Annotated in this window: 24 protein-coding genes; 12 read left to right on the top strand and 12 right to left on the bottom strand. The window is 72.4% G+C overall.

All coding sequences use genetic code 11. The features are described 5' to 3' along the window. The first annotated feature begins 27 nt into the window (after positions 1-27). From ABD993_RS05645 to mnmA, 5 genes are all read left to right on the top strand, one after another. The gene (locus ABD993_RS05645; RefSeq protein ID WP_345413401.1) at positions 28-1,008 is read left to right on the top strand and encodes an electron transfer flavoprotein subunit alpha/FixB family protein; all 981 of its coding nucleotides are present in this window, start codon (positions 28-30) and stop codon (positions 1,006-1,008) included. Positions 1,009-1,129: 121 nt separating this feature from the next. Further along, entirely contained in the window at positions 1,130-1,885 is a 756-nt protein-coding gene (locus ABD993_RS05650; RefSeq protein WP_345413403.1) for a GNAT family N-acetyltransferase, read from the top strand. Continuing rightward, positions 1,882-2,745 carry a lysophospholipid acyltransferase family protein gene (locus ABD993_RS05655; RefSeq protein WP_345413405.1) on the top strand — a complete coding sequence of 288 codons (864 nt, stop codon included), beginning with the start codon at positions 1,882-1,884 and terminating at the stop codon, positions 2,743-2,745. Before ABD993_RS05650 ends, ABD993_RS05655 begins: the two co-directional genes overlap by 4 nt. A gap of 120 nt (positions 2,746-2,865) precedes the next feature. Further along, positions 2,866-4,146, top strand: a complete 1,281-nt coding sequence (locus tag ABD993_RS05660; protein ID WP_345413407.1) for a cysteine desulfurase family protein — start codon at positions 2,866-2,868, stop codon at positions 4,144-4,146. Beyond that, positions 4,143-5,207 carry a tRNA 2-thiouridine(34) synthase MnmA gene (gene mnmA / locus ABD993_RS05665; protein WP_345413409.1) on the top strand — a complete coding sequence of 355 codons (1,065 nt, stop codon included), beginning with the start codon at positions 4,143-4,145 and terminating at the stop codon, positions 5,205-5,207. The genes ABD993_RS05660 and mnmA overlap by 4 nt, the downstream gene beginning before the upstream one ends. On the opposite strand, the gene ABD993_RS05670 is transcribed toward mnmA, so the two are convergent. Both ABD993_RS05670 and ABD993_RS05675 read right to left on the bottom strand, forming a co-directional pair. Further along, positions 5,200-6,000, bottom strand: coding sequence for a hypothetical protein (locus tag ABD993_RS05670; RefSeq protein WP_345413411.1), 801 nt, complete (start codon positions 5,998-6,000; stop codon positions 5,200-5,202). The genes mnmA and ABD993_RS05670 overlap by 8 nt on opposite strands. Before the next feature lie 19 nt (positions 6,001-6,019). Continuing rightward, positions 6,020-7,429 carry a multicopper oxidase family protein gene (locus ABD993_RS05675; protein WP_345413413.1) on the bottom strand — a complete coding sequence of 470 codons (1,410 nt, stop codon included), beginning with the start codon at positions 7,427-7,429 and terminating at the stop codon, positions 6,020-6,022. A gap of 145 nt (positions 7,430-7,574) precedes the next feature. Between ABD993_RS05675 and ABD993_RS05680 the strand changes: the two genes are divergently transcribed. Then, on the top strand, positions 7,575-8,801 hold the full coding sequence (locus ABD993_RS05680) for a uroporphyrinogen decarboxylase/cobalamine-independent methonine synthase family protein (protein WP_345413415.1): 1,227 nt from the start codon (positions 7,575-7,577) through the stop codon (positions 8,799-8,801). Between the two features lie 37 nt (positions 8,802-8,838). Here ABD993_RS05680 and pdxR read toward each other — a convergent pair whose 3' ends face one another. The 4 genes from pdxR to ABD993_RS05700 all read right to left on the bottom strand — a co-directional run bounded on the left by pdxR (position 8,839) and on the right by ABD993_RS05700 (position 12,710). Further along, positions 8,839-10,125, bottom strand: a complete 1,287-nt coding sequence (pdxR, locus tag ABD993_RS05685) for a MocR-like pyridoxine biosynthesis transcription factor PdxR (protein WP_345413418.1) — start codon at positions 10,123-10,125, stop codon at positions 8,839-8,841. Between the two features lie 555 nt (positions 10,126-10,680). Further along, positions 10,681-11,439, bottom strand: coding sequence for a DUF4389 domain-containing protein (locus tag ABD993_RS05690; RefSeq protein ID WP_345413419.1), 759 nt, complete (start codon positions 11,437-11,439; stop codon positions 10,681-10,683). A gap of 28 nt (positions 11,440-11,467) precedes the next feature. Next, positions 11,468-12,205 carry a DUF4386 domain-containing protein gene (locus ABD993_RS05695; RefSeq protein ID WP_345413421.1) on the bottom strand — a complete coding sequence of 246 codons (738 nt, stop codon included), beginning with the start codon at positions 12,203-12,205 and terminating at the stop codon, positions 11,468-11,470. Positions 12,206-12,212: 7 nt separating this feature from the next. Continuing rightward, the gene (locus ABD993_RS05700; protein WP_345413424.1) at positions 12,213-12,710 is read right to left on the bottom strand and encodes a hypothetical protein; all 498 of its coding nucleotides are present in this window, start codon (positions 12,708-12,710) and stop codon (positions 12,213-12,215) included. Between the two features lie 76 nt (positions 12,711-12,786). Here ABD993_RS05700 and ABD993_RS05705 point away from each other — a divergent pair, with 76 nt between their 5' ends. From ABD993_RS05705 to ABD993_RS05715, 3 genes are all read left to right on the top strand, one after another. Then, positions 12,787-13,371, top strand: a complete 585-nt coding sequence (locus ABD993_RS05705) for a helix-turn-helix domain-containing protein (RefSeq protein WP_345413426.1) — start codon at positions 12,787-12,789, stop codon at positions 13,369-13,371. A 156-nt stretch (positions 13,372-13,527) separates the two neighbouring features. Next, positions 13,528-13,938 (top strand): ATP-binding protein, encoded by a 411-nt coding sequence (locus ABD993_RS05710; RefSeq protein WP_345413427.1) that lies wholly within the window; start codon positions 13,528-13,530, stop codon positions 13,936-13,938. 353 nt (positions 13,939-14,291) lie between these two features. Then, a complete protein-coding gene (locus tag ABD993_RS05715; protein ID WP_345413428.1) occupies positions 14,292-15,083 on the top strand; it encodes an alpha/beta hydrolase in 792 nt (263 codons plus the stop codon). A gap of 367 nt (positions 15,084-15,450) precedes the next feature. On the opposite strand, the gene ABD993_RS05720 is transcribed toward ABD993_RS05715, so the two are convergent. Together ABD993_RS05720 and cmtR are read right to left on the bottom strand one after the other, a co-directional pair. Beyond that, complete coding sequence (locus ABD993_RS05720; protein WP_425568899.1) at positions 15,451-16,164, bottom strand: cation efflux transmembrane domain-containing protein; 714 nt, start codon at positions 16,162-16,164, stop codon at positions 15,451-15,453. Further along, a complete protein-coding gene (cmtR, locus tag ABD993_RS05725; RefSeq protein ID WP_345413429.1) occupies positions 16,161-16,550 on the bottom strand; it encodes a Cd(II)/Pb(II)-sensing metalloregulatory transcriptional regulator CmtR in 390 nt (129 codons plus the stop codon). The genes ABD993_RS05720 and cmtR overlap by 4 nt, the downstream gene beginning before the upstream one ends. Positions 16,551-16,629: 79 nt before the next feature. Here cmtR and ABD993_RS05730 point away from each other — a divergent pair, with 79 nt between their 5' ends. From ABD993_RS05730 to ABD993_RS05740, 3 genes are read left to right on the top strand one after another with little or no spacing between them, the layout of a single operon-like run. Continuing rightward, positions 16,630-16,983 (top strand): ArsR/SmtB family transcription factor, encoded by a 354-nt coding sequence (locus ABD993_RS05730; RefSeq protein WP_345413431.1) that lies wholly within the window; start codon positions 16,630-16,632, stop codon positions 16,981-16,983. Further along, positions 16,980-17,456, top strand: coding sequence for an SRPBCC family protein (locus tag ABD993_RS05735; protein WP_345413433.1), 477 nt, complete (start codon positions 16,980-16,982; stop codon positions 17,454-17,456). Before ABD993_RS05730 ends, ABD993_RS05735 begins: the two co-directional genes overlap by 4 nt. After that, complete coding sequence (locus tag ABD993_RS05740) at positions 17,453-18,094, top strand: maleylpyruvate isomerase family mycothiol-dependent enzyme (RefSeq protein ID WP_345413435.1); 642 nt, start codon at positions 17,453-17,455, stop codon at positions 18,092-18,094. The genes ABD993_RS05735 and ABD993_RS05740 overlap by 4 nt, the downstream gene beginning before the upstream one ends. A gap of 267 nt (positions 18,095-18,361) precedes the next feature. Here the strand turns inward: ABD993_RS05740 and ABD993_RS05745 are convergent, their stop codons facing one another. The 4 genes from ABD993_RS05745 to ABD993_RS05760 form a co-directional block, all read right to left on the bottom strand. After that, positions 18,362-18,709 carry a HepT-like ribonuclease domain-containing protein gene (locus ABD993_RS05745; RefSeq protein WP_345413437.1) on the bottom strand — a complete coding sequence of 116 codons (348 nt, stop codon included), beginning with the start codon at positions 18,707-18,709 and terminating at the stop codon, positions 18,362-18,364. Continuing rightward, positions 18,699-19,001 (bottom strand): nucleotidyltransferase family protein, encoded by a 303-nt coding sequence (locus ABD993_RS05750; RefSeq protein WP_345413439.1) that lies wholly within the window; start codon positions 18,999-19,001, stop codon positions 18,699-18,701. Before ABD993_RS05750 ends, ABD993_RS05745 begins: the two co-directional genes overlap by 11 nt. A gap of 672 nt (positions 19,002-19,673) precedes the next feature. Beyond that, positions 19,674-19,955 (bottom strand): HepT-like ribonuclease domain-containing protein, encoded by a 282-nt coding sequence (locus tag ABD993_RS05755; protein WP_345413486.1) that lies wholly within the window; start codon positions 19,953-19,955, stop codon positions 19,674-19,676. Positions 19,956-20,004: 49 nt separating this feature from the next. Next, complete coding sequence (locus ABD993_RS05760; protein WP_345413441.1) at positions 20,005-20,307, bottom strand: nucleotidyltransferase family protein; 303 nt, start codon at positions 20,305-20,307, stop codon at positions 20,005-20,007. Positions 20,308-20,813 lie beyond the last annotated feature (506 nt).

Consider the following 20,813-nt stretch of genomic DNA (forward strand, 5'->3'; position numbering starts at 1 on the left):
GAGACTTGAGAGAGCAGAGAGAAGATCATGGCTGAGGTCCTGGTCCTCGTCGACCATCTCGACGGGGAGATCAAGAAGAGCACGTTCGAGCTGCTGACGGCCGCCCGCGCGCTGGGCGAGCCGTCCGCGGTCGTGGTCGGCCCGGCGGGGACCGCCGGGAAGCTGTCCGAGGGGCTCAAGGCCCACGGCGCGGCGAAGGTCTACGTCGCGGAGACCGACGCTGATGGGCTCGGGGACTTCCTGACCCCGCAGGTCGAGGTCCTCGCGTCGCTGGTCGCGGCGAAGGACCCGGCGGCGGTGCTGATCGGTGTCTCCGCCGACGGCAAGGAGATCGCAGGCCGGTTGGCCATCAAGACCGACTCGGCGCTGCTGGGCGACGTCGTCGCCGTCGGCGCTGGTGGTGAGGGTGCCTCCGTGACGCACTCGGTGTTCGGTGGGGCGTTCATCGCCGAGGCGAAGTCGAACACCGCGCACCCGGTGATCACGCTGCGCCCGGGCTCGGTGGAGGTCGAGGCCGTCGACGGGGCCGCCGCTGCGGAGATCGAGCTGGAGACCGTCGAGGTCCCCGCCGCGTCGGGTCGTTCGGCGACCGTGCAGTCCCGTGAGCCGGTCACGGTCGGGGACCGTCCGGAGCTGACCGAGGCGTCGGTGATCGTGTCCGGTGGCCGCGGTGTCGGCTCGGCGGACCAGTTCACCGTGGTCGAGGGTCTGGCGGACTCGCTCGGTGCCGCCGTGGGTGCCTCGCGCGCCGCGGTGGACTCCGGTTTCTACCCCCATCAGTTCCAGGTGGGGCAGACCGGGAAGACCGTCTCGCCGCAGCTGTACATCGCGTTGGGCATCTCGGGTGCGATCCAGCACCGGGCCGGGATGCAGACGTCGAAGACGATCATCGCGGTCAACAAGGACCCCGAGGCGCCGATCTTCGAGATCGCCGACTTCGGCGTGGTGGGCGACCTGTTCAAGGTCGCGCCCCAGCTGCAGGAGGAAGTCACCAAGCGCAAGAGCTGATCCGCGCTCGACACACGACCCCCGCCCGCTCCGGGCGGGGGTCGTGCGCGTTCACATGGGTTTCACGTCGGAGCCGCTCAGGGGGGTTACTCCGTTCGGGCCGGCTCGATACCAACCACCCGTGACCTCTTCACAGGTGCTCGTCACCACGCCCGAGGCGGCGGCCACCCGCTACTCGCTGCTGCTGACCACCGACTCCGCGGACGTCGAGGCCGCCCAGCGGCTGCGCCACGACGTGTTCGCCGGCGAGCTCGGGGCCCGGCTGGACACCCTGCGTCCCGGCCTCGACGCCGACCGCTTCGACGAGTTCTGCGACCACCTCGTGGTGCGCGAGGACGCGACCGGTGAGGTCGTCGGGACCTACCGGATGCTCCCGCCGCGGCGGGCCAGGGCCGCGGGCGCGCTCTACTCCGACGGCGAGTTCGACCTCACCGCGCTCGACCCCCTGCGCTCCTCGCTGGTCGAGACCGGCCGGTCCTGCGTGCACCCGGCGCACCGCGCCGGGGCGGTCGTCGGGCTGGTCTGGGCGGGGATCGCGCGGTACATGCTGCTCACCGGCAACCGGTGGCTGGTGGGGTGCGCCTCGGTCCCGCTGGCGGACGGTGGGGCGCTGGCCGCGGGGGTCCGGGAGCGGGTCCGGACGCAGCACCCGGCCCCGGCGGAGTACCGGGTGACGCCGCACCGGCCGTGGACGGGGGAGACCGCCGTGCACCGGACGGCCATGCCACCCCTGCTGCGCGGGTACCTGCGGCTCGGGGCCTGGGTGTGCGGGGAGCCCGCCCACGACCCGGACTTCGACTGCGCGGACTTCCTGGTCCTGCTCGGTCTCGACCACGCCGACCAGCGCTACCTGCGGTTCTTCCTGGGCGAGCGGTGAGCGCGCCGGAGCACGGGCTCGCCGAGGCACACACTCGGGTCGCGCGGGACCCGCGACGTGGACGGGTCGGCGCGGACCACCCGACCCACCCCGGCGTGCCGCCGTTCGCGGAGCGATCCGACTGGGGGCCGTACTCGCCGTGCGGACCCGACTGCCTGCCCGCCGGGGGACCGCGGGCGCGGCTGCGGGTCGCGCGCAGGCTCGCCGCGCTCGCCGGGGTGTTCGTGCTCGCGCCGCTGCTCCTGGCCGTCGCCCGGCCCGCGCTGTACCGGTCGGTGCTGCGGGCCGCGGGGGTGCGGCTGCGGGTCGAGGGGAGGCTCGGGAGCCGGGGTCTGGTCGTCGCGAACCACCTGTCCTGGATCGACGTCGTCGCTCTGGGGGCGGTCGCGCCGGTGCGCATGATCGCCAAGGCGGAGGTGGCGGGCTGGCCGGTGATCGGCGCGCTCGCCGCCCGCACCGGCGCGCTGTTCGTGGACCGCGCCCGGATCAGCGGGCTGCCCGCGGTCGTCGCCGACACCGCCGCCGCGCTGCGGGCGGGCGACCTGGTCGGGGTGTTCCCCGAGGGCACCACCTGGTGCGGGTCGGCGTCCGGGCCGTTCCGACGGGCCCCGTTCCAGGCCGCGATCGACGCGCAGGTGCCGGTCCAGCCCGTCCGGCTCGCCTTCGGCCTGCCGGACGGCCGCCCGACGACCGCGGGGTCCTTCGTCGGGGACGAGACCCTCGGCGACTCGTTGCTGCGCGTCCTGCGGCTGCCCCGGCTCGACTGCACGCTCACCGTGCTGCCCCCGCTCGCCCCCGACGCCGACCGGCGCACCCTCGCCGCCCGCGCCGAGCGGGCGATCACCGCCGGGGCGGCCTGAGCCGGGCCGCGGGATCGGGCCGGGGCGCGGCGATCGGGCCGGGCGGAGTGCGCCGAACGGGCCTCGGGACGAGCCGAGCCGCCGGGCCCGGCCGGGACACGACGTCTACCCTGGAACCCGATGAACGACCAGGAGACGCGGCCCGCCCCGGGGCCCCGACCACGAGCGGGGTCCCCGTCGCGCGCGTACCTGGACCACGCGGCCACCACACCCATGCTCCCGGCCGCCGTCGCGGCCATGACGGAGGCCATGGGGCGCACCGGGAACGCCTCCTCGCTGCACTCCGCGGGCCGTCGTGCCCGGCGGGAGGTGGAGGAGGCCCGCGAGTCGATCGCCGCGGCCCTGGGCGCGCGACCGTCGGAGGTCGTGCTGACCACCGGCGGCACCGAGAGCGACAACCTCGCGGTCAAGGGCATGTTCTGGGCCCGCCGCGCGGCCGAGCCGGGCCGCACCCGGGTCCTCGTGTCCGCGATCGAGCACCACGCGGTGCTCGAGTCCGCCGAGTGGCTCGTGGAGCACGAGGGAGCCGAGCTGGTCCTGCTGCCGGTGGACGAGGTGGGCCGGGTCCGGCCCGAGACGCTCGCGGCCGCGCTGGCCGAGGCCCCGGAGCGCACCGCGCTCGTGTCGGTCATGTGGGCGAACAACGAGGTCGGCACGGTCAACCCGATCCGCGAGCTGGCCGAGGTCGCGCACCGCTTCGACGTGCCGCTGCACACGGACGCCGTGCAGGCCGTCGGGGTGCTGCCCATCGACTTCGCCGCCAGCGGCGTGGACGCGCTGACCCTCACCGGCCACAAGCTCGGCGGGCCCTACGGCGCCGGCGTGCTCCTGCTCGGCCGCGAAGTGGGTGCGGTCCCGCTGCTCCACGGCGGCGGCCAGGAGCGGGACGTGCGCTCGGGCACGCTGGACGCCCCCGCCGTCGTCGGGCTGGGCACGGCGGTGGCCAAGGCGGTCGCGGACGCCCCGCACCGGGCCGTGGTGCTCGCCGCGCTGCGGGACGACCTGGTCGCGCGGATCCGGGAGATCGTCCCGGAGGCCACGCTGAACGGCGACCCCGGCGACACGCTGATCGACGGCGGCCCGTCCCGGCTGCCCGGCAACGCCCACCTGTCGTTCCCCGGCTGCGAGGGCGACTCGCTGCTCATGCTGCTGGACGCGCAGGGCATCGAGTGCTCCACCGGCTCCGCCTGCACGTCCGGGGTCTCCCAGCCCAGCCACGTGCTGCTGGCGATGGGCGCCGGGGACGCCGTGGCCCGCGGCTCGCTGCGCTTCTCGCTGGGGCACACCAGCACCGAGGCGGACGTGGACGCACTGGTCGCGGTGATCGGGCCCGTCGTCGGGCGGGCGCGGAGGGCCAGCGCGGGGAGCCGGCGCCGGGCGGCGCCGGTCGCGGGCTCGTGAGGATCCTGGCCGCGCTGTCGGGCGGCGTCGACTCCTCGGTCGCCGCCGCGCGGGCGGTCGCGGCCGGGCACGAGGTCGTCGGGGTGCACCTGGCGCTCTCCCGCACCCGGGACGCGCTGCGCTCCGGGTCCCGCGGCTGCTGCTCGCGGGAGGACGCCGCGGACGCCGCCCGGGTCGCGGACGTCCTCGGCATCCCGTACTACGTGTGGGACCTGTCCGAGGAGTTCGCCGAGGACGTCGTGGCGGAGTTCGTCGCGAGCTACGCCGCGGGGGAGACCCCCAACCCCTGCCTGCGCTGCAATGAGAAGATCAAGTTCGCCGCGGTGCTGGACAAGGCGCTCGCCCTCGGGTTCGACGCCGTCTGCACCGGCCACTACGCCCGGCTCGGCGACGGTCTGCTGCGGCGCGCGGCGGACGCGGGCAAGGACCAGTCCTACGTCCTCGCCGTCCTGCGGCCGGACCAGCTGGCGCACGCGATGTTCCCGATCGGGGACACCGAGAAGCCCGCGATCCGGGCCGAGGCGGCCGCGCTGGGCCTGCGGACCGCGACCAAGCCGGACAGCCACGACATCTGCTTCATCCCGGACGGCGACACCCGCGGCTTCCTGCGCGAGCGGCTCGGTGCCCGGCCGGGCGCCCTGGTCGACGGATCCGGTGCGGTGCTCGGCACCCACGACGGCGTGCACGGGTTCACCGTGGGCCAGCGCAAGGGCCTCGGCCTGGACCGGCCCGCGGCGGACGGGCGGCCCCGCTACGTGCTCGGGATCGAGCCGGTGAGCGGGACCGTGACCGTCGGGCCGGAGTCCGCGCTGGCCGTCTCCCAGATCACCGCGCGGGACCCGATCTGGTGCGCGGGCACCCCGGACGGGCCCTTCGCCTGCACGGTCCAGGTCCGCGCGCACGGCGGCGTCGCACCCGCCGAGGTGACGCCGCTCCCGGAGGGCGTGCGGGTCACGCTCGGCGAGCCGCTGCGCGGGGTGGCCCCCGGCCAGGCCGTCGCGTTCTACCGCGAGGACCCGGCCGGGGACGTCGTGCTGGGGTCGGCGACGATCGTCAGGTGACGGTCACCTTGTTGATCATCCCCTGGACGAAGTGCGGGGGCACGCCGTACTCCTCGCCGACCGGGCAGAGGAAGAAGTAGGTCCCCGGCTTCAGGTCGAGCAGCATCCCGCCCTGCTGCCCGGGCGGGGCGATCGCCGCGGTGGGCAGCGGCTGGAAGTTCGCCATCAGCTGCTCCTGCGGGGTCGCGACGAACTGCTCGACCGTCATCGACGGGTCCTTCGCCTCCATCACCAGCATCACGTGCGCCTGGTTCGCGGCGGAGTGGTTCATCATCTGGATCGCGGTGGGGCCCGCCTCGAGCGTGGCGGGCATGCCCTCGAACTCGAAGTCGACGCCCATCACCGAGACCTGCTGGTAGCCGCAGTTCCGGTAGGCCCACGTCTCGTACGCGGCGACGTTCGCGGTGAGGTTCGGGTCGTCGAACGGGAGCTGGGCGCCCTGGGTCGCCGAGGCCTGGGCGACCGGCTGCAGCGCGGTCAGCGTGGTCTTCAGGTCGGCGGGCGCGGTCGCGATCGCCGAGTTCAGCAGCGGGACGACCTGGTTGCCCCACGCCTTCGCGGCCTCGGGGTCCGGCGGGGCGCTCGGGTCGCCGTCCGGCGTGGGCACCGCGTCGATCTTGAGCAGGTTCTCGCAGGTGGAGGCGGTGGGGTTCGCCGCAGGCGCGACGCTCGGGGCCCCGCTCGAGCCGCCGCCCGTCGCCGTCGATCCCCCGCCGCAGGCGGCGAGCCCGGCGGTCAGCGCGGCCACGGCGGCGGCGGTGCCGAGCGTGCGCGCGAGAGTGCGTCCGTTCATGTGTCCCCCTCAGGACTGGTCATTCCGGTGTGTTCGGTCCACCGACGGTGTAGGGGGTCGAGACCCCCGTGTACTCCAGGTGCAGCACCATCCCGGCGGCGGCGTGGGTGAGGTTGTGGCAGTGGTCCATCCAGATCCCGGGGTTGTCCGCCCGGAACGCCACGACGTACTCCTGGCCCTGCTCCACCAGCAGCGTGTCCGTCCACCACGGACTGCCTGTGGCCTGCTCGCCGTTGCGGGAGAGCACCAGCGCGTGGTGCCCGTGCAGGTGCATCGGGTGGGCATCGGTGCCGTCGTTGCGGAGGGTCACCCTCACCAGGTCGCCCTCGGTCACCCGGATCGGCGGGAGCTGGTCGTGGAGCAGGCCGTTGATCGTCCAGCGGACGGTCGGGCGACCCTTCGCGCGGCCCAGCACCGTGTCCAGGACCAGCGTCGACTCGGCCTGGAAGGGGCCCGCCGCGTCGAAGGGCGTGGGCGCCGGGGTGCCGTAGTGCAACGGGTCGAAGACCGGGCCCTCGACCGCGGCGGGCGGCGCGCCCTCGCCGAGCACCGCGGCGGCGTCCGCGAACCCGACCCGGACCGGGGTCGGCGGGGTGACGAGCTCGACGTCGTACCGACCGCCCGCGGGCAGCCGCAGCCGGACGTCGACGAGGTCGGTGGGCTCGTGGACCTCGACCCCGTCGATCGCCACGACCCGGAACGGCGCACCGGCGACCGTCCAGGTCCGGGTCTCGGAGTCGGTGTTCACCAGCCGCAGCCGCACCCGGGTGCCCGGCGCCACCGCGCCGGTCTCCCCCTCGACGGCGGCGACGGACTGCTGCCCGAGCCGCGGCCAGGAGTGCCCCAGCAGGACCCGGTCGACGGGTGCGGGCGGGTCGGCGGGCTCGACGACGAGCGCGCCGAACAGCCCGCGCGGCACGGTCTGCGCCGTGTCCTGGTGCGAGTGGTACCAGAACGTGCCGACCTGCTGTGGCCGGAAGCGGTAGACGTGTTCCCCGCCCACCGGCACCGCGTCCTGCGTGACGCCGGCGACGCCGTCCTGCGCGTTGGGCACGTCCAGCCCGTGCCAGTGCAGGGTGGCGCCCTCGGGCACGGACTCGTTGCGCAGGACGACCTCGACCAGCTCTCCCCGCCGCATGCGCAGCTCGGGCCCGGGCGCGGCGCCGTCGAAGGTGACCCCCTCGATCGTCTCGCCGGTCGGCAGCATGATCGGGGCGGCGCGGGCGGTCAGCACGAACCGCACGTCGGGGGTCCCGTCGACCGCGCCGGTCAGGTCCGCGACGCTGCGCGGCCCGGCGCCCGCGTGCTGGTGGGTCTCGACCCGCGGCGTGGCGACGACGGCCGCGCACGCGCCCACGCCGAGGAGCGCCGCGAGCGCGGCGGCCAGGGCGGTGAGGAGCAGCGAGGGGCGCCGCGGGCGGGTGTCCATGCCGCAAGGATCACCCGGGGGACCCCGCTGATACAGGGTGCCTGCCACACCCCGGCCTACGCGTGTCCGCACCTCAGAGGTGGTGGACAGGGGCCTTCCCCGGACCGAGTCCCCTCGATGCGTGCGCGCGTGTGAGACTCGCGCCATGAGCACACCGGACGATCCGCTGGCCCGGGCGCTGGCCGCCGCGGGGCTGGTGGAGCAGGAGCCCGCCGCGCCGGACCCGCTGGCGGCCGCGCTGGCTGCCGCGGGTCTCGCCGACGCGACCCCCGGGGCGGTGGTGGCGCCGGAGCCGCGGTTCGAGGTCGTCGAGGCCGAGGACGAGGAGCGCCCGGACCTCGGGCGCTGGCCCGCGGGCGCGGCGACCGGCGTCGGCTCGCTGCCCGGCACCGATCCGCGGGAGTCGGCGGAGCTGGTCGCGGGTGAGCTGCCGCTGCTCCCGCACCTGGCCGAGCTGCCCGCCCGCGGGGTGGGGGCGGACGCGGTGGGCCGGGCGGCCGGGATGCTGGTGGACCTGGCGGTGGAGGTCGTCCCCACCGGCTGGCGGGTCACCGCGCGGCCGGGGCGAGACCACCGCCGCGCCGTCGACCTGCTGCGCACCGACCTCGACGCGCTGGACGAGGCCTGCGACCGCACCCGGCCGGAGTGGGTCAAGGTGCAGGTCGCGGGGCCGTGGACGCTCGCGGCGTCGGTCGAGCTGGCGGCCGGGCACCGGGTGCTGACCGACCGCGGGGCGACCCGGGAGTTCGCCGTCAGCCTCACCGAGGGGGTCCGGGCGCACGTGGCGGAGGTCGCGGAGCGGACCGGTGCCCGGGTCGTCGTGCAGCTGGACGAGCCGCAGCTGGCCGCGGTCGTCGCGGGCTCGCTGCCCACCGCCTCGGGCTACGGGACGGTCCGGGCGGTCGCCGAGCCGGACGTGCAGGAGGCACTGCGCGAGATGATCACTGCGCTCGGCGTGCCCGTGGTCGTGCGGGTGCCCGGTGACCGGCCGCCGCTCGCCCTGCTGCGCGAGGTCGGCGCGTCCGGGCTCGCGATCGACGCCACCCGGCCGTCGATCTCGGGCGGCACGGCGTCGCCTGCGGCGCTCGACGCGGTCGGCGAGGTCTGGGACGCGGGGATCCCGCTGTTCCTGGGGTTGGTCCCCACCCGCGACCCCGGGCGGCCGCTCGAGACCGCGGAGCTCGCGCGCAAGGCCTACGACCTCGCCGACCGGCTCGGGTTCGCCCGGGTCCGGCTGGGTGAGCTGGCGGTCCCGACCCCGGCGGGCGGCCTGGCCCGCGCCAGGCCGGACTGGGCGCGTCGGGCGATGGAGCTCAGCCGCGACCTGGCCAAGGCCTTCACCGACCCGGACGAGGTCCCACCCGCCGAATGACCCCCGCGATCCGCTCCGCGGGGACCGGGCCGAGCCCTCAGCGGCCCGGACCGGGTCCCGCCGCCCGGAGAGCGGCGGTGATCCGCTCCGCGGTGACCGGGCCGAAGCCGAGGGCGAGGCCGTCGAGCGGGGTGTCGGCGCAGTAGCGGTCCAGGGTCTCGAGTCGAACCCCCTGGTCCGCGGCCCGCGCGGCCACCGTCGCGGCGTCGTCGACGCGGGCGGCGATGTGCAGGCCCGCGGCGGAGGGATAGGGCTCCCACCCCGCGGGCAGCGCCGCGAGCAGGGCGGAGCGGCGCTCGGCGTAGACCTTCTGGGCCTTGCGGACGTGCCGGGCCAGCAGGCCGTCGTCGACGAACCGGGCGAGCGCGCCCTGCGCGACCGGATCGCCGTGCCAGTCGGTGAGCTGCCGTGCGGTGACCAGCGCCGGGCGCAGGGACGCCGGGGCGACCAGGAACCCCAGGCGCAGGGCGGGTAGCAGGGTCTTGGAGAACGACCCGACGTAGACGACGCGCCCGCTCGCGTCGCGCGCCTGCAGCGGCTCCAGCGGCCGGTCGGCGTGCCGGAACTCGCTGTCGTAGTCGTCCTCGACCAGGACCGCGCCGCGGCGGTCGGCCCACTCCAGCAGCGCGGTCCGCCGGGCGGGGGACAGCACCGTGCCCAGCGGGAACTGGTGCGACGGCGTGACGTGCACGAGCCGTGCCGCCGCGGGAAGCGCGTCCACCACGAGCCCCTCGGCGTCCACGGGCACCCCGCGCACCCGCGCCCCGAGTGACTCCCAGAGCCGCCGCACCGGCGGGTAGCCCGGCTCCTCCACCGCGACGACCGTCTCCGGTTCGATCAGCACCCGGCCGACCAGGTCGAAGGACTGCTGGGCCCCGGTGGTGACGACCACGTCCTCCGCGCCCGCGCGCAGCCCTCGGGCCAGACCCAGATGGCGGGCGATCGCGGCGCGCAGTCCCGGGTGCCCGGCGGGCTCCCGGTACCCGGCCGTGAGCCGCGAGGACCGCAGCTCGGCGGAGACCAGGCGGCGCCAGGTGGGGAGGGGGAACAGGCTCGGGTCCGGCACGCCGACGGTGAAGTCGACGACCGGCGTGCCCGGTGCGGGGCGCGGCGGGGGACGGCCCCCGGCCGTCGGGTCCGGACCGGGTGGGGCGGTGCCGAGCGGGGCCAGGTCGCGGAAGGCGGCGCGGGGGCGCACCGCGCCGCCCGGCGCCCGTCGGGTGCGGGAGGGGCGGACCCCGACGGCGACGAACGTCCCCGCCCCGACCCGCCCCTCGACGAACCCCTCGGCGGTCAGCCGGTCGTACGCGGCGCTGGTGACCACGAGTTTCGGCGTCTACTCAGCCACGCCAACAAGAGAGTTGATCAGCCTACCCTGCGACGGCCGCGGCTACCATCGACGGAGTCCCGACAGCCGATCGAGGAGGCAGTGATGACGACCCAGCCCGGGCCCACGTCTCCTCGCAGGCAGGCTCCGAACGTCGACGAGATGGCGAGAGCGAGAGGGGGACGAGCCATCGCGGACTCCTCGCGGGCGGGTTTCCGCCCAGTTTCCGGTCAGTTGGATCACCGAAAACGCTAGCAGGCCAGACCGACAACCGGTCTGACCTGCTAGTTTGCGTACACCGCCACGGGCTTGAACCGTGAACCCGCTGGAGGGGAGTCGGATGTTCCACCACCGGCTCCGATCCTCGTTCATGCTGGTCAGGCACACTGCGCGGGTCTAGTCGATCATCAGCGGAGACGCCTGTTCGTCATGGTGATCTGGTGTAAGCGGTGACCAAAACGGTGACCGGCGCCCTGCGACGTCCTTTCGAAATCGTGAGGGCCGGACGGAGCTGGAAGCGGTGGGCGTGTCTCGTCGCGCCCGGCTGGGCTGTCATGCCGGTACCAGCGGGGGTGCCTGGGGGAGACCGGTGGTGCCGGGGGTCAGCGGGTCGTCGGGGAGCGGGGTCGGTCGCGGTTCGCCGCCGCCCTGGTCGAGGCGGAAGGGTGGGTAGGCGTCGGTCATCAGGACGGCGTAGGCGGTGACGCGGAGGGCCCAGCGGTCCATGCCGAGGACGACGTCGAAGAGGCCTGTGGGAACGGTGCCGCGCACGAGCAGGGCGATGCCGGTGAACAGCACCAGCAGCCCCACGAGGCCGCCGCTCGCGGTCATGGGCGCGATGTCGCCGTAGCGCCACGCCGCGGCACCGCTGCCGCCGACGAAGAACCCGACGACGAGGTAGTGCGGGAGCGCGAGGAGCCAGGTCATGACCAGGGCGAGGCCGCGGGAGAGGTGCTCGGGGTAGGTGATGTCGAGGCGGGCGGGGTAGTCGGCGACGTCGGCGAGGGTGAAGGGCGGGTAGCGGTCGGTGCCGAGTGCGCTGTAGCCGTAGAAGGAGACACGCCAGGTCCAGCGGAGGACCCCGAGGTTGAAGTCGAAGATCGCTCGTGGGTAGCGGGCGGTGGCGAGGATGGCGACCCAGGCGACGATCGTCAGGAGCAGGAAGGCTGTCCACAGGACCGCCAGGACGATGACGTGGGGGATCAGGAGCAGCCACTTGACGAGCCAGAGTCCGCGGGAGATGTCGGGTTCGAGTCGACCCTCGAGGTGGACGGGGTACGGCGTGGGAGGGTTCGATCGGATGTCGGGCATGGCCTTCTCCTCGGTGGACTGTCGATCGTCAGAGAGCGGGGGTCGGGGTGGGTCGTGAGGTCCGGAATCCACGGACGACCAGCCAGACGCCGAGCGAGAACTCCCACACGGCGATGGGCAGCCCGGCGAACAACGCGAGGATGGAGCTCTGGGGGAACGCCCCGAAGATCGTGCCGATGACGGAGGCGAACAGCAGGGGCGCCCCGATGAGACCCAGCGCCGGGATGAGCCGCGGCACCAGCCGCGAGCGGTACAGGGCGGTGCCGAGCATCAGTGCGTTGACGACCGGCATCAGGCTCTGGCCGAGGACGAACGCCCAGTCGTGGACCGCGACGAGCACACCGGCACCCGCGGTGAGTGCGGTCGGGTCCGCACCGCTGTGCCGCAGGGTCACGACCGAGAGCAGGCTCGCGACGCCGAGCAGGATGAGTGCACCCTCGACGACGCGTGAGGCGACGAAACCGATGGCCAGACTCTCGTTGTGGCGCTTGAGGATCGGATTCAGGGCCACCGCCGTTCCGATGCCGGCGAGTGCGCAGAGGACGTTGAGGACGGCCCCGAGGTGAACCCCGGTGTCCGGGCCCGCGCCGAGGACGTACGCCGGATCGTGCACTGAGGCGAACAGCGCGAGTGTGGGGATCGAGGTGACGAACGTCAGCAGGTACAGCGCTCCTGCGACGAACGCGGTCGTCCGCATGGTCCTCACCGGGATCCCGATCGTGGTGCCGTCGGTCCGCGGTTCGGCGGGTGGGGTCACGGTCGGCATGAATTCCTCATCGCTGCGAGTGGTGGAGGGATGGCGGAGCCAGGCGCCACGGCTCGCCGGGCTCCCTGAGGTAGCGACGCCGGACGAACCGCCATGGGACGACGGCGATGACGACGACGATCAAGGAACAGCTGATCAGGATCGCACCGGTCGCGGCGTCGGTGTCTCCGGCGACCAGATGGGGGACGGCGACCACCGCGAGCCAGATCGCCTTCCAGAGCACCTCGAACAGCAGGATCGGCAGCAGGGCCACGGGATTCCTGAGCCCGAGGAACATCAAGAGTGACATGGCCGTGAGGACACAGACCACCACGCCGTCCAGCACCGGCACGGAGCCGATGTCCTGGAACAGCAGTGGCCATTTGACGACCGCCAGGCCGACTCCGACGAACCCGTAGCCGAGGCGCATGAGGTTCAGCCGGCGCACTGACGGTGTCTCGGCGGGGGCGGTCTCGACGAGTGCGTCGGGCGGGGGCGGTGCAGGTCCGTCTCGGGGGGTCGTCATGCCGCAAGGCTGGGCGCATCGGGGTGTTTTGCCTAGGATCGTTGCCGTTTGTGGGAATCGGGAGTCAGATGAGCCCGTGGAGGACACCTCGAGCGCTCAGATCGCCGTCGCGCTCGACGGCGTCGCTGCCCGGCTCAGGCGCCTCCGCTCCCGGCGTAGGCTGACCCTCACCGAGGTGGCGCTCACGACCGGCATCTCCACGAGCACGATGTCGCGACTCGAGACCGGACGTCGCCGACCCACCCTCGAGCTGCTGCTCGCTCTGTCGCACGCCTACCGGGTCCCGCTCGACGACCTCGTCGGGGCGCCCCCGGAGGGCGACCCCCGGCTCCGGCTGACACCTCGGCGGGTCAAGGGCCGCACCGTCATCTCGCTGACCGGGGAGCCCGACGGGGTGCAGGCGTGGAAGATCGTGATTCCGACGAACGGATCGACCCCGGAGCCGCGGACCCACGACGGCCACGAGTGGATCCATGTCCTGTCCGGGCACATGCGCATCGTGCTCGACGGCCGCGACCGGATCCTCGGGCCGGGCGAGGTCGTCTCCTTCGACACCGCGGTCCCGCACTGGTTCGGCAGCACGGGTGGTGGCCCTGCGGAGATCCTCAGCATCTTCGGTCGTCCCGGAGAACGGAGGACCGTCGACACCGAGCCTCCGTAGCGGCGGATTGCCCGACAGCGTGGCGATGCCCATGCCTGTCGGCGTCGAGCCTCGTGATGGTTGAGACGCCCGGCGACGGGTACCGCTCGGTGACAGAAGGTTCCGCCCCGACCCCCGGAGAACGCCTCCGCTCGTCGTTCTCATCGGAGGCCGATCATGGATTCGTCGCACGCCACACACTCGTGGACGGCGGAAGCCGTCCAGCTCGCCGTGATCCGTGCGACCAGCAGGCACTGGCTCTCCCTGCTCGGGGTGGACGAGGACACCGCCGACGACATTGTCTGTGCCGTCAACGAGGCGGCGGCCAACTCGATCGACCACGCCTACCTCGATGCGCGGCACGCTGGGTCGGTCGGTCTGGACCTGGTGGCCGGGCCCCACGAACTGCATCTCGCGGTCAGCGACCAGGGCGTCTGGCGCCCGCCGACGCACCGCCACCTGGCCGGGCGGGGCCGCGGTATCCCGATGATGAGCGCGATGGTCCACTCCCTGGAGATCCGGCACACGCCCGGCGAGACGGTGGTCGATCTGCGGCACCCGTTCGTCCGGCGTCCCGCAGCCGGCTGACGCCGACCCTGTTTCCTCGCATTCGGGTCGGGATTCGAGAGATCGCCCCACGCCGGCGGGGGTGGGGCCATAGTGGGGGCCACGACCGGCCCCTGCTCCCGGCGATCGTCCTGTAGCCGTCGCAGAGGCTGCTCAGTCGACCGGATCGACCGGGGAACAGCCTCGCCGGTCGTCCGATCCCACGATCCAGCGGTCCCCATCGTCGTGGACCGCCGGCGGTACCGGCTCGGGCTCGACGACGGTGCGAGCCCGAGGCGGCACCGACGTCGGCCACCCCGGGGGGTGGGTGGCCGACTCGGTCGGGTCCGGCGGACCACTCCCGATGAACACCCACCTACGAGAGGTCGTCCTGCGTGAGCACTCCCGTCGTCTTCATCCACGGACTCTGGCTGCACGCGAGCTCCTGGGAGCCCTGGGTCGAGGTGTTCGCCCAAGCCGGGTACGCGCCCGTCGCGCCGGGGTGGCCCGGCGACCCCGACACCGTCGCCGAAGCCAGACGCCACCCCGAGCCGATCGCCGACCACGGCATCGACGACGTGGTGACCCACTTCGCCGCACTGATCGCGGAGCTCCCGGCGAAGCCGATCCTCGTGGGCCACTCGTTCGGCGGGATGATCGCCCAGAAGCTGCTGGGACAGGACCTGGCCGTGGCGGCGGTGGCGATCGACGCCGCGCAGATCAAGGGTGTGCTGCCCCTGCCACTCTCGGCGCTCAAGGCCACGTTGCCGGTGTTCAAGAACCCGGGCAACAAGCACAAGGCCGTCTCGTTGACCGCCGAGCAGTTCCGGTTCGCCTTCGGCAACGCGATCAGCGAGGCGGAGTCGGACGCGCTGTTCGAGCGGTGGGCCATCCCCGCGCCGGGCAAGCCGTTGTTCGAGGCCGCGGCGGCGAACTTCAACCCGCACTCACCGGCGAAGGTCGACACCGCCAACGAACTCCGCGGCCCGCTGCTGCTGATGACCGGGGGCAAGGACCACACCGTCCCCGAGGCCGTGACCAGGGCGACCCTCAAGCAGTACCGGCACTCCGACGCCGTCACCGACCTGATGGAGTTCCCCGACCGCGCCCACTCGCTGACCATCGACGCGGGCTGGCGCGAGATCGCGGAGTCGGCACTGACCTGGCTGGGCAAGCAGTCGCTCTGATGGACCGGTGATTGTCCCGCAAGGTCGCGATCGTCACCGGGCCGGCGTCGGGTTCCGTGCTGCCGGTCGCGGTCGATCTCACCGACCCGGCACCGAGGACACCGAGCACCGACAGGGCGACGATGCGGGTGGCTGCGGCTCGGCTGCCGCGGGTCTGGCCGAAGAACACCGCGAGGACGACCATGTCGTCGATGTTGTCACGGCGAACATCGCCGCCGCTTGACCGAGCACCGCGAGCTCCATCACCGCTACCTTCTCGCTGCCGGGATGCGCCGCCATCGTGCGTACGGGGGAGTATCCCCGACTCCCACGCCCCGGCCCGATCACACCGGGTCGTGTGATCGGTGCCGGAGGCGGCGTCGTGTCGTCAGCAGCAGTGGTGGCCCTTCCAGGCCTCTCGTCCTTCGCGCACGGCGACGGCGGCGATGACGAGGGCGGCGATCGGGTCGGCCCAGGACCAGCCGAACAGGCTGTTGAGCAGCAGCCCGACGAGCAGGACGCCGGACAGGTAGGTGCAGAGCAGGGTCTGCTTGGAGTCGGCGACCGCGCTGACCGAGCCGAGTTCGCGGCCTGCGCGGCGTTGGGCGGCGGACAGGAACGGCATGATCACCAGGGAGAGCGCGGCGAGCACGATCCCGACGGTGGAGTGTTCGGCCTCGGCGGCGCCGGACAGGGCGCGGACCGACTCGACGGTGACGTATGCGGCGAGGGCGAAGAACGACAGCGCGATCACCCGCAGGGCGGCGCGTTCTCGCTTGGCCGGGTCGGATCCGGAGAACTGCCAGGCGACCGCGGTCGCCGACGCCACCTCGATCACGGAGTCGAGGCCGAAGCCGATCAGGGCCGCGGAGGAGGCGAGGTGGCCTGCGGTGATCGCGACGACGGCTTCGACGACGTTGTAGGTGATCGTGGCTGCGACCAGCAGTCGCACGCGACGGGTCAGGATCGAACGCCGCCCGGCGGACAGCGCGATGGTTTGGCTCGGTGCTGAGTCTGCGGGTGCCGTGTCGGCCGCGGTGCAGCAGCCGTCGGTGCACGTCGACGCGGCGGGATCGGGTGAGGGGCGGGTCGTCTCGCTCACTGCTGCGCCACCTTCGCGGCGGTCGCGCTACCGGTCGTCCTGTCTACCGTGGTGGTTGTGGGGCCGCAGTCGTCGTCGATGCAGTCGGGGCCGGTGTCGACGGCCAGGACGACGGCGAGCAGCTCGCGCAGGGCTTGGGCGAGGTGTGGGTCGGCGATGGCGTAGTGCACCTTCCGCCCTTGGTAGGCGGCGGTGACCAGGCCACACCCGCGCAGGCAGGCCAGGTGGTTGGACACGTTGGGGCGGGTGAGCCCCAGCTGCTCGGCGAGCCGGGCGGGGAAGCTCGCGCCGTCGAGGATGGCGAGCAGGATGCGGCATCGGGTCGGGTCGGCGAGGGCTTTCCCGATCCGGGCCAGCGCCGCCTCCCGCGTCTCACTGGTCAGCATGCGATGAACTATAAAGCTGATGCTGACGCAGCGACAGCGTCTGGCGTGTTCGAGTTGTGTGCGTCTAGGCTTACCGTCCGTGGCAGCTTACGGAGATGGCGGTCTGGGGTTGCTCGGTGACCCGAGCCGCCGGGCGATCTTCGAGCTGCTCGCGCGCCGGGCGTGTTCGGTGCAGGAGCTGGCCGACGCGCTCCCGATCAGCCGTCCCGCGGTGTCTCAGCACCTGCGGGTGCTGCGTGAGGGCGGCCTGGTGGTCAGCGAGGCCGAGGGGACTCGGCGGATCCACCGGCTCGATCCCGCGGGCGTGACCGCGCTGCGGGCGTGGCTGGACGGGGTGTGGAGTGATGCCCTGACCGGCTTCCACAAACTCGCCGAAGCACCCCCGGAAGTCGGGGACGTCTCGGAGGACCCGTTGGAGGGGAACCCCGCATGACCGACGTCGCCCCGATCCCACCCATCACCGGCAGCGTCTCGCTGGCCGTGCCCGTCGAGCGGGCCTTCGAGGTGTTCACCGGCTCGATGGACTCGTGGTGGCCCCACCAGTTCCACATCGGCGCCGCCGACGTCGACGAGGTGATCCTCGAGCCCCGGGTCGGGGGTCGTTGGTACGAGCGCGGCGTCGACGGCAGCGAGTGCGACTGGGGCCGGGTGCTGGCGTGGGAGCCGCCGCACCGGCTGGTGTTCACCTGGCAGATCAACGGGTCGTGGCAGTTCGACCCCGACCCGGAACACGCCAGCGAGATCGAGGCCGTGTTCCGCGCCGACGGGGCGGGCAGCGTCGTCGAGGTGGAGCACCGGCTGTTCGAGCGTCTCGTCGGCGGGGAGGCCATCAACGCCGCGATCAACGGCGGTGGGGGATGGGTGCTGCTGCTCGACGGGTTCGCGAAGGCGGTGGCCGACCAGTGAGCCGCGCCGACCGCCCGGACTACATGGCCATGGCGTGCGCGGAACGCGCCGAGATCGCCGACCTGCTCGTCTCACTGACCCCGCAGCAGTGGGACGCCCCGACCCTCTGTGAGGAGTGGCGGGTGCGTGACGTGGTCGCGCACATGTTCAGCTTCGAAGACCTCGGGCTGTGGGGGACGGTCGGGCGGATGGTGAAGGGCCGCTTCGTCACCGGAGGCCCGAACGCCATCGGGGTGGCCGAGCACGCCGAGCGCAGCCCGGACGAGCTGGTTGCCTTGGTCAAAGACCATCTGCGGCCCCGCGGGCTCACCGCCGGGTTCGGTGGGCGGATCGCGCTCACCGACGGGACCATCCACCACCAGGACATCCGCCGGCCCCTCAGCCTGGAACGGCAGATCCCGCCCCAGCGCCCGGCCGCGGTGCTCGACTTCGCCAAGACCGCACCGACCATCGGCGCGGCGAAGCGGATCAAGGGCCTCACGCTGTCGGCGACCGATCTGAACTGGCGCACCGGCAACGGCCCGCTCGTCGAGGGCCCGGGCGAGTCGCTGCTCATGGCGCTCGCCGGGCGCAAGGGCGTCACCGGGGAGCTGACCGGAGACGGAGTGCCGACTCTCGCCAAATGCATCGCCGGCTGACCGAGGCCTGATCGGTGGCTGACTCTCTCGGAAATCCCCGTGCAGTTGTCTGTCTGCCACGGTGATCTGTCGTAAGCGGTGGCCACAACGGGCTACTTGTGACTGGTACGCCCCGGCATGAACAGCTGACTCCATTGCGGGGGTTTCTGTTGAGTAAGCGTTGACTTCGCGCTACACAACCTCGACTGAGGTCGAGGAGGGGAGGCTCTGAACTGCAATGATGAGTACAGGATGAACGGGAGTCGGCAGCGGGTTTGGCGTGCCGGATCAGTCATCCGCTGAAAGGGCAGCGAGGGCGTCGCGGAGCTCGCCGGCGAGTGCGGGCAGTTGGCTCCGTGCGGTTGTCAGCAGGATCTCCATGTCGATGGACCAGTAGCCGTGGACGATGCGGTTGCGGAGCCGTACGGGCTGCTGCCACGCGACGGCGGGGAATCGGTTCTTGGTCTCGATGGAGACCTGGCCTGCGGCCTCCCCGAGCACGGTGTAGTTCCACGGCAGCGCGTCGCGCCGTTCGCGCCGTTCGTCGAGCTCGTCGAGGGTGATGTCGGCGGCGAGCTGTCGGATCTGTTCGGCGGCGTCGATCATTTCGCCGAGCAGCAGGAGGTCACGCTGCATAGAGGGGGCGGGCTTCGGCGAGGACGTGGTCGCGGAGCTTCACGTGGAGGGCTCGTCTGGAGACGAGGTCTACGGGGCGGCCGAAGAGCTCGGTGAGTTCGTCGGCGAGGTCGTCGATCTCCCAGCCCAGAGTGCGGCCGGGCTGGAGGGTGTAGAGGAGGTCGATGTCGCTCGTCGGCCCGGCGTTGTCGCCGGCGGCGGAGCCAAACAGTTCAAGGTGCTCGATGCCGTAGGCGTGGCAGATCGTGGCGAGGCGTTCTGGGTCGACGACCCGGCCGGCGACGATCAGCATTGACGGAGCGTACCGCCCGGGAGCGGACTCATCCGCCTGTCGACGAGGTGGTCGTCGTGGTTGGCGCCGAGGTCCGTGCGGCCGCCGGCGAACGAGCTGAACAACGCCGGCGGCTACTCGGTCGCCGCTTCGAGGTGGGCGCGGCGGGCTTCGGCGAGCACGGCGGGGATGTCGTGCTCGGGGAGCTCGTCGACGAGTCTTTGCAGCTCGTCCCGGTCGGCGCTCATGCGGCCAGGGGTACTGAGCAGCACCGACAAACCCGGCGCTCGTCGCCCCGCTAGTCCGAACCGGTGATCTTCTCTATAGCCGTCGATCACGAGTGCCCACCGGTGATCACGGCTGATAAACGGTGACCAAAGCGGTCACTTGATCTTGAAACAAGAATCCCAGATCACTGGTAACCTGCTGTGACCTGGGACTTGTCGTACACCGCCACGGACTTGAACCGTGAACCCGCTGGAGGGGAGTCGGGTGCTCTCCGAGGATCCCCAGGACTCGTTCCTGCCGGTCAGATGACCTTTGTCGGCCAAGTCAATCATCACTCGTGATGTCTGTCCGGCACCGTGATCGGTGGTAATCGCTGACCAAAACGGTGACTGGCGACAACAGCACCTGTTCCTCCCAGCGGACGGAGCGGACGCTGCGAAGTCGGTGTAGGCCTTGCGGCACGGATCAGCTGTCTGCGGAGAGCGTCGTGAGAACGTCGCGGAGGTCGGCGACGAGGGCGGGCAGCTGACGTTGGGCGAGGAGGATCTCCATGTCGATGGACCAGTACCCGTGGACAAGGCGATTGCGCAGCCGTACCGGTTGCTGCCAGGCGACGGCTGGGAACCGAGTCTTGGTCTCGTTGGAGATCTGCCCGGCGGCCTCGCCGAGCACGGTGTAGTTCCACAGTAGCGCGTCGCGGCGTTCTCTGCGCTCGTCCAGCTGATCGAGGGTGACACCGGCGGTCAGTTGCTAGATCTGTTCGGCGGCGTCGATGATCTCGCCGAGTAGGAGGAGGTCACGCTGCATAAAGTGGGCGGGCTTCGGCGAGCACCTGGTCTCGGAGCTTCTTGTGCAGGGCTCGTCGTGAGACTAGGTCGACGGGTCGGCCGAAGAGTTCGGCGAGTTCGTCGGCGAGGTCGTCGATCTCCCAGCCCAGCATCCGGCCGGGCTGGAGGCTGTAGAGGAGGTCGATGTCGCTGGTCGCGCCAGCAGTGTCGGTGGCGGCTGAACCGAACACTTCGAGGTGCTCGATGCCGTAGGCGTGGCAGATCGTGGCGAGGCGTTCTGGGTCGACGACCCGGCCGGCGACGATCAGCACTACAGGAGGGTACCGCCTCGAGGTCCGACTCGTCCGGCCTTGACCCCGTGTCCCTGGCGGTCGCCAGCCCTTTCGTCGGGCGGCGTCGTGTCTCGTCGGCGCCGAGGAGACACTCGATGATCTGCACGCTGTGCCCGGGCCATCGCGGGCCGGGGGACGGCGTCGCTGCTCTGGACGCTCGGTCAGCGAGACCTGTTCCGGGTCTGGTGTCCTCGAGGGCTTGAGTATTCCTGTAGCGAATCGGCAGGAGCCGCCGACGCGTACGCCGCAGTGGCCGTCACGGCTGATCGCAACTGAGCAGATGCTGTCGTTCTGGTCGGAAACCATCGGAGATGATCTCGGACGGGGTGCGATGGGCGAGGTTTCAAGCTCTTGACCTGCACGGACTGGTACACCGCCTCGGACTTGAACCGAGAACCCGCTGGAGGGGAATCGGGCGCTCCACCACCGGCTCCGATGGGTATTCGTGCTGGCGAGAGCGGCCTTCCGCACTGACGATCTTTGGC

Origin of the sequence: Pseudonocardia xishanensis, from assembly GCF_039541715.1 — a bacterium.
Classification (GTDB): domain Bacteria; phylum Actinomycetota; class Actinomycetes; order Mycobacteriales; family Pseudonocardiaceae; genus Pseudonocardia; species Pseudonocardia xishanensis.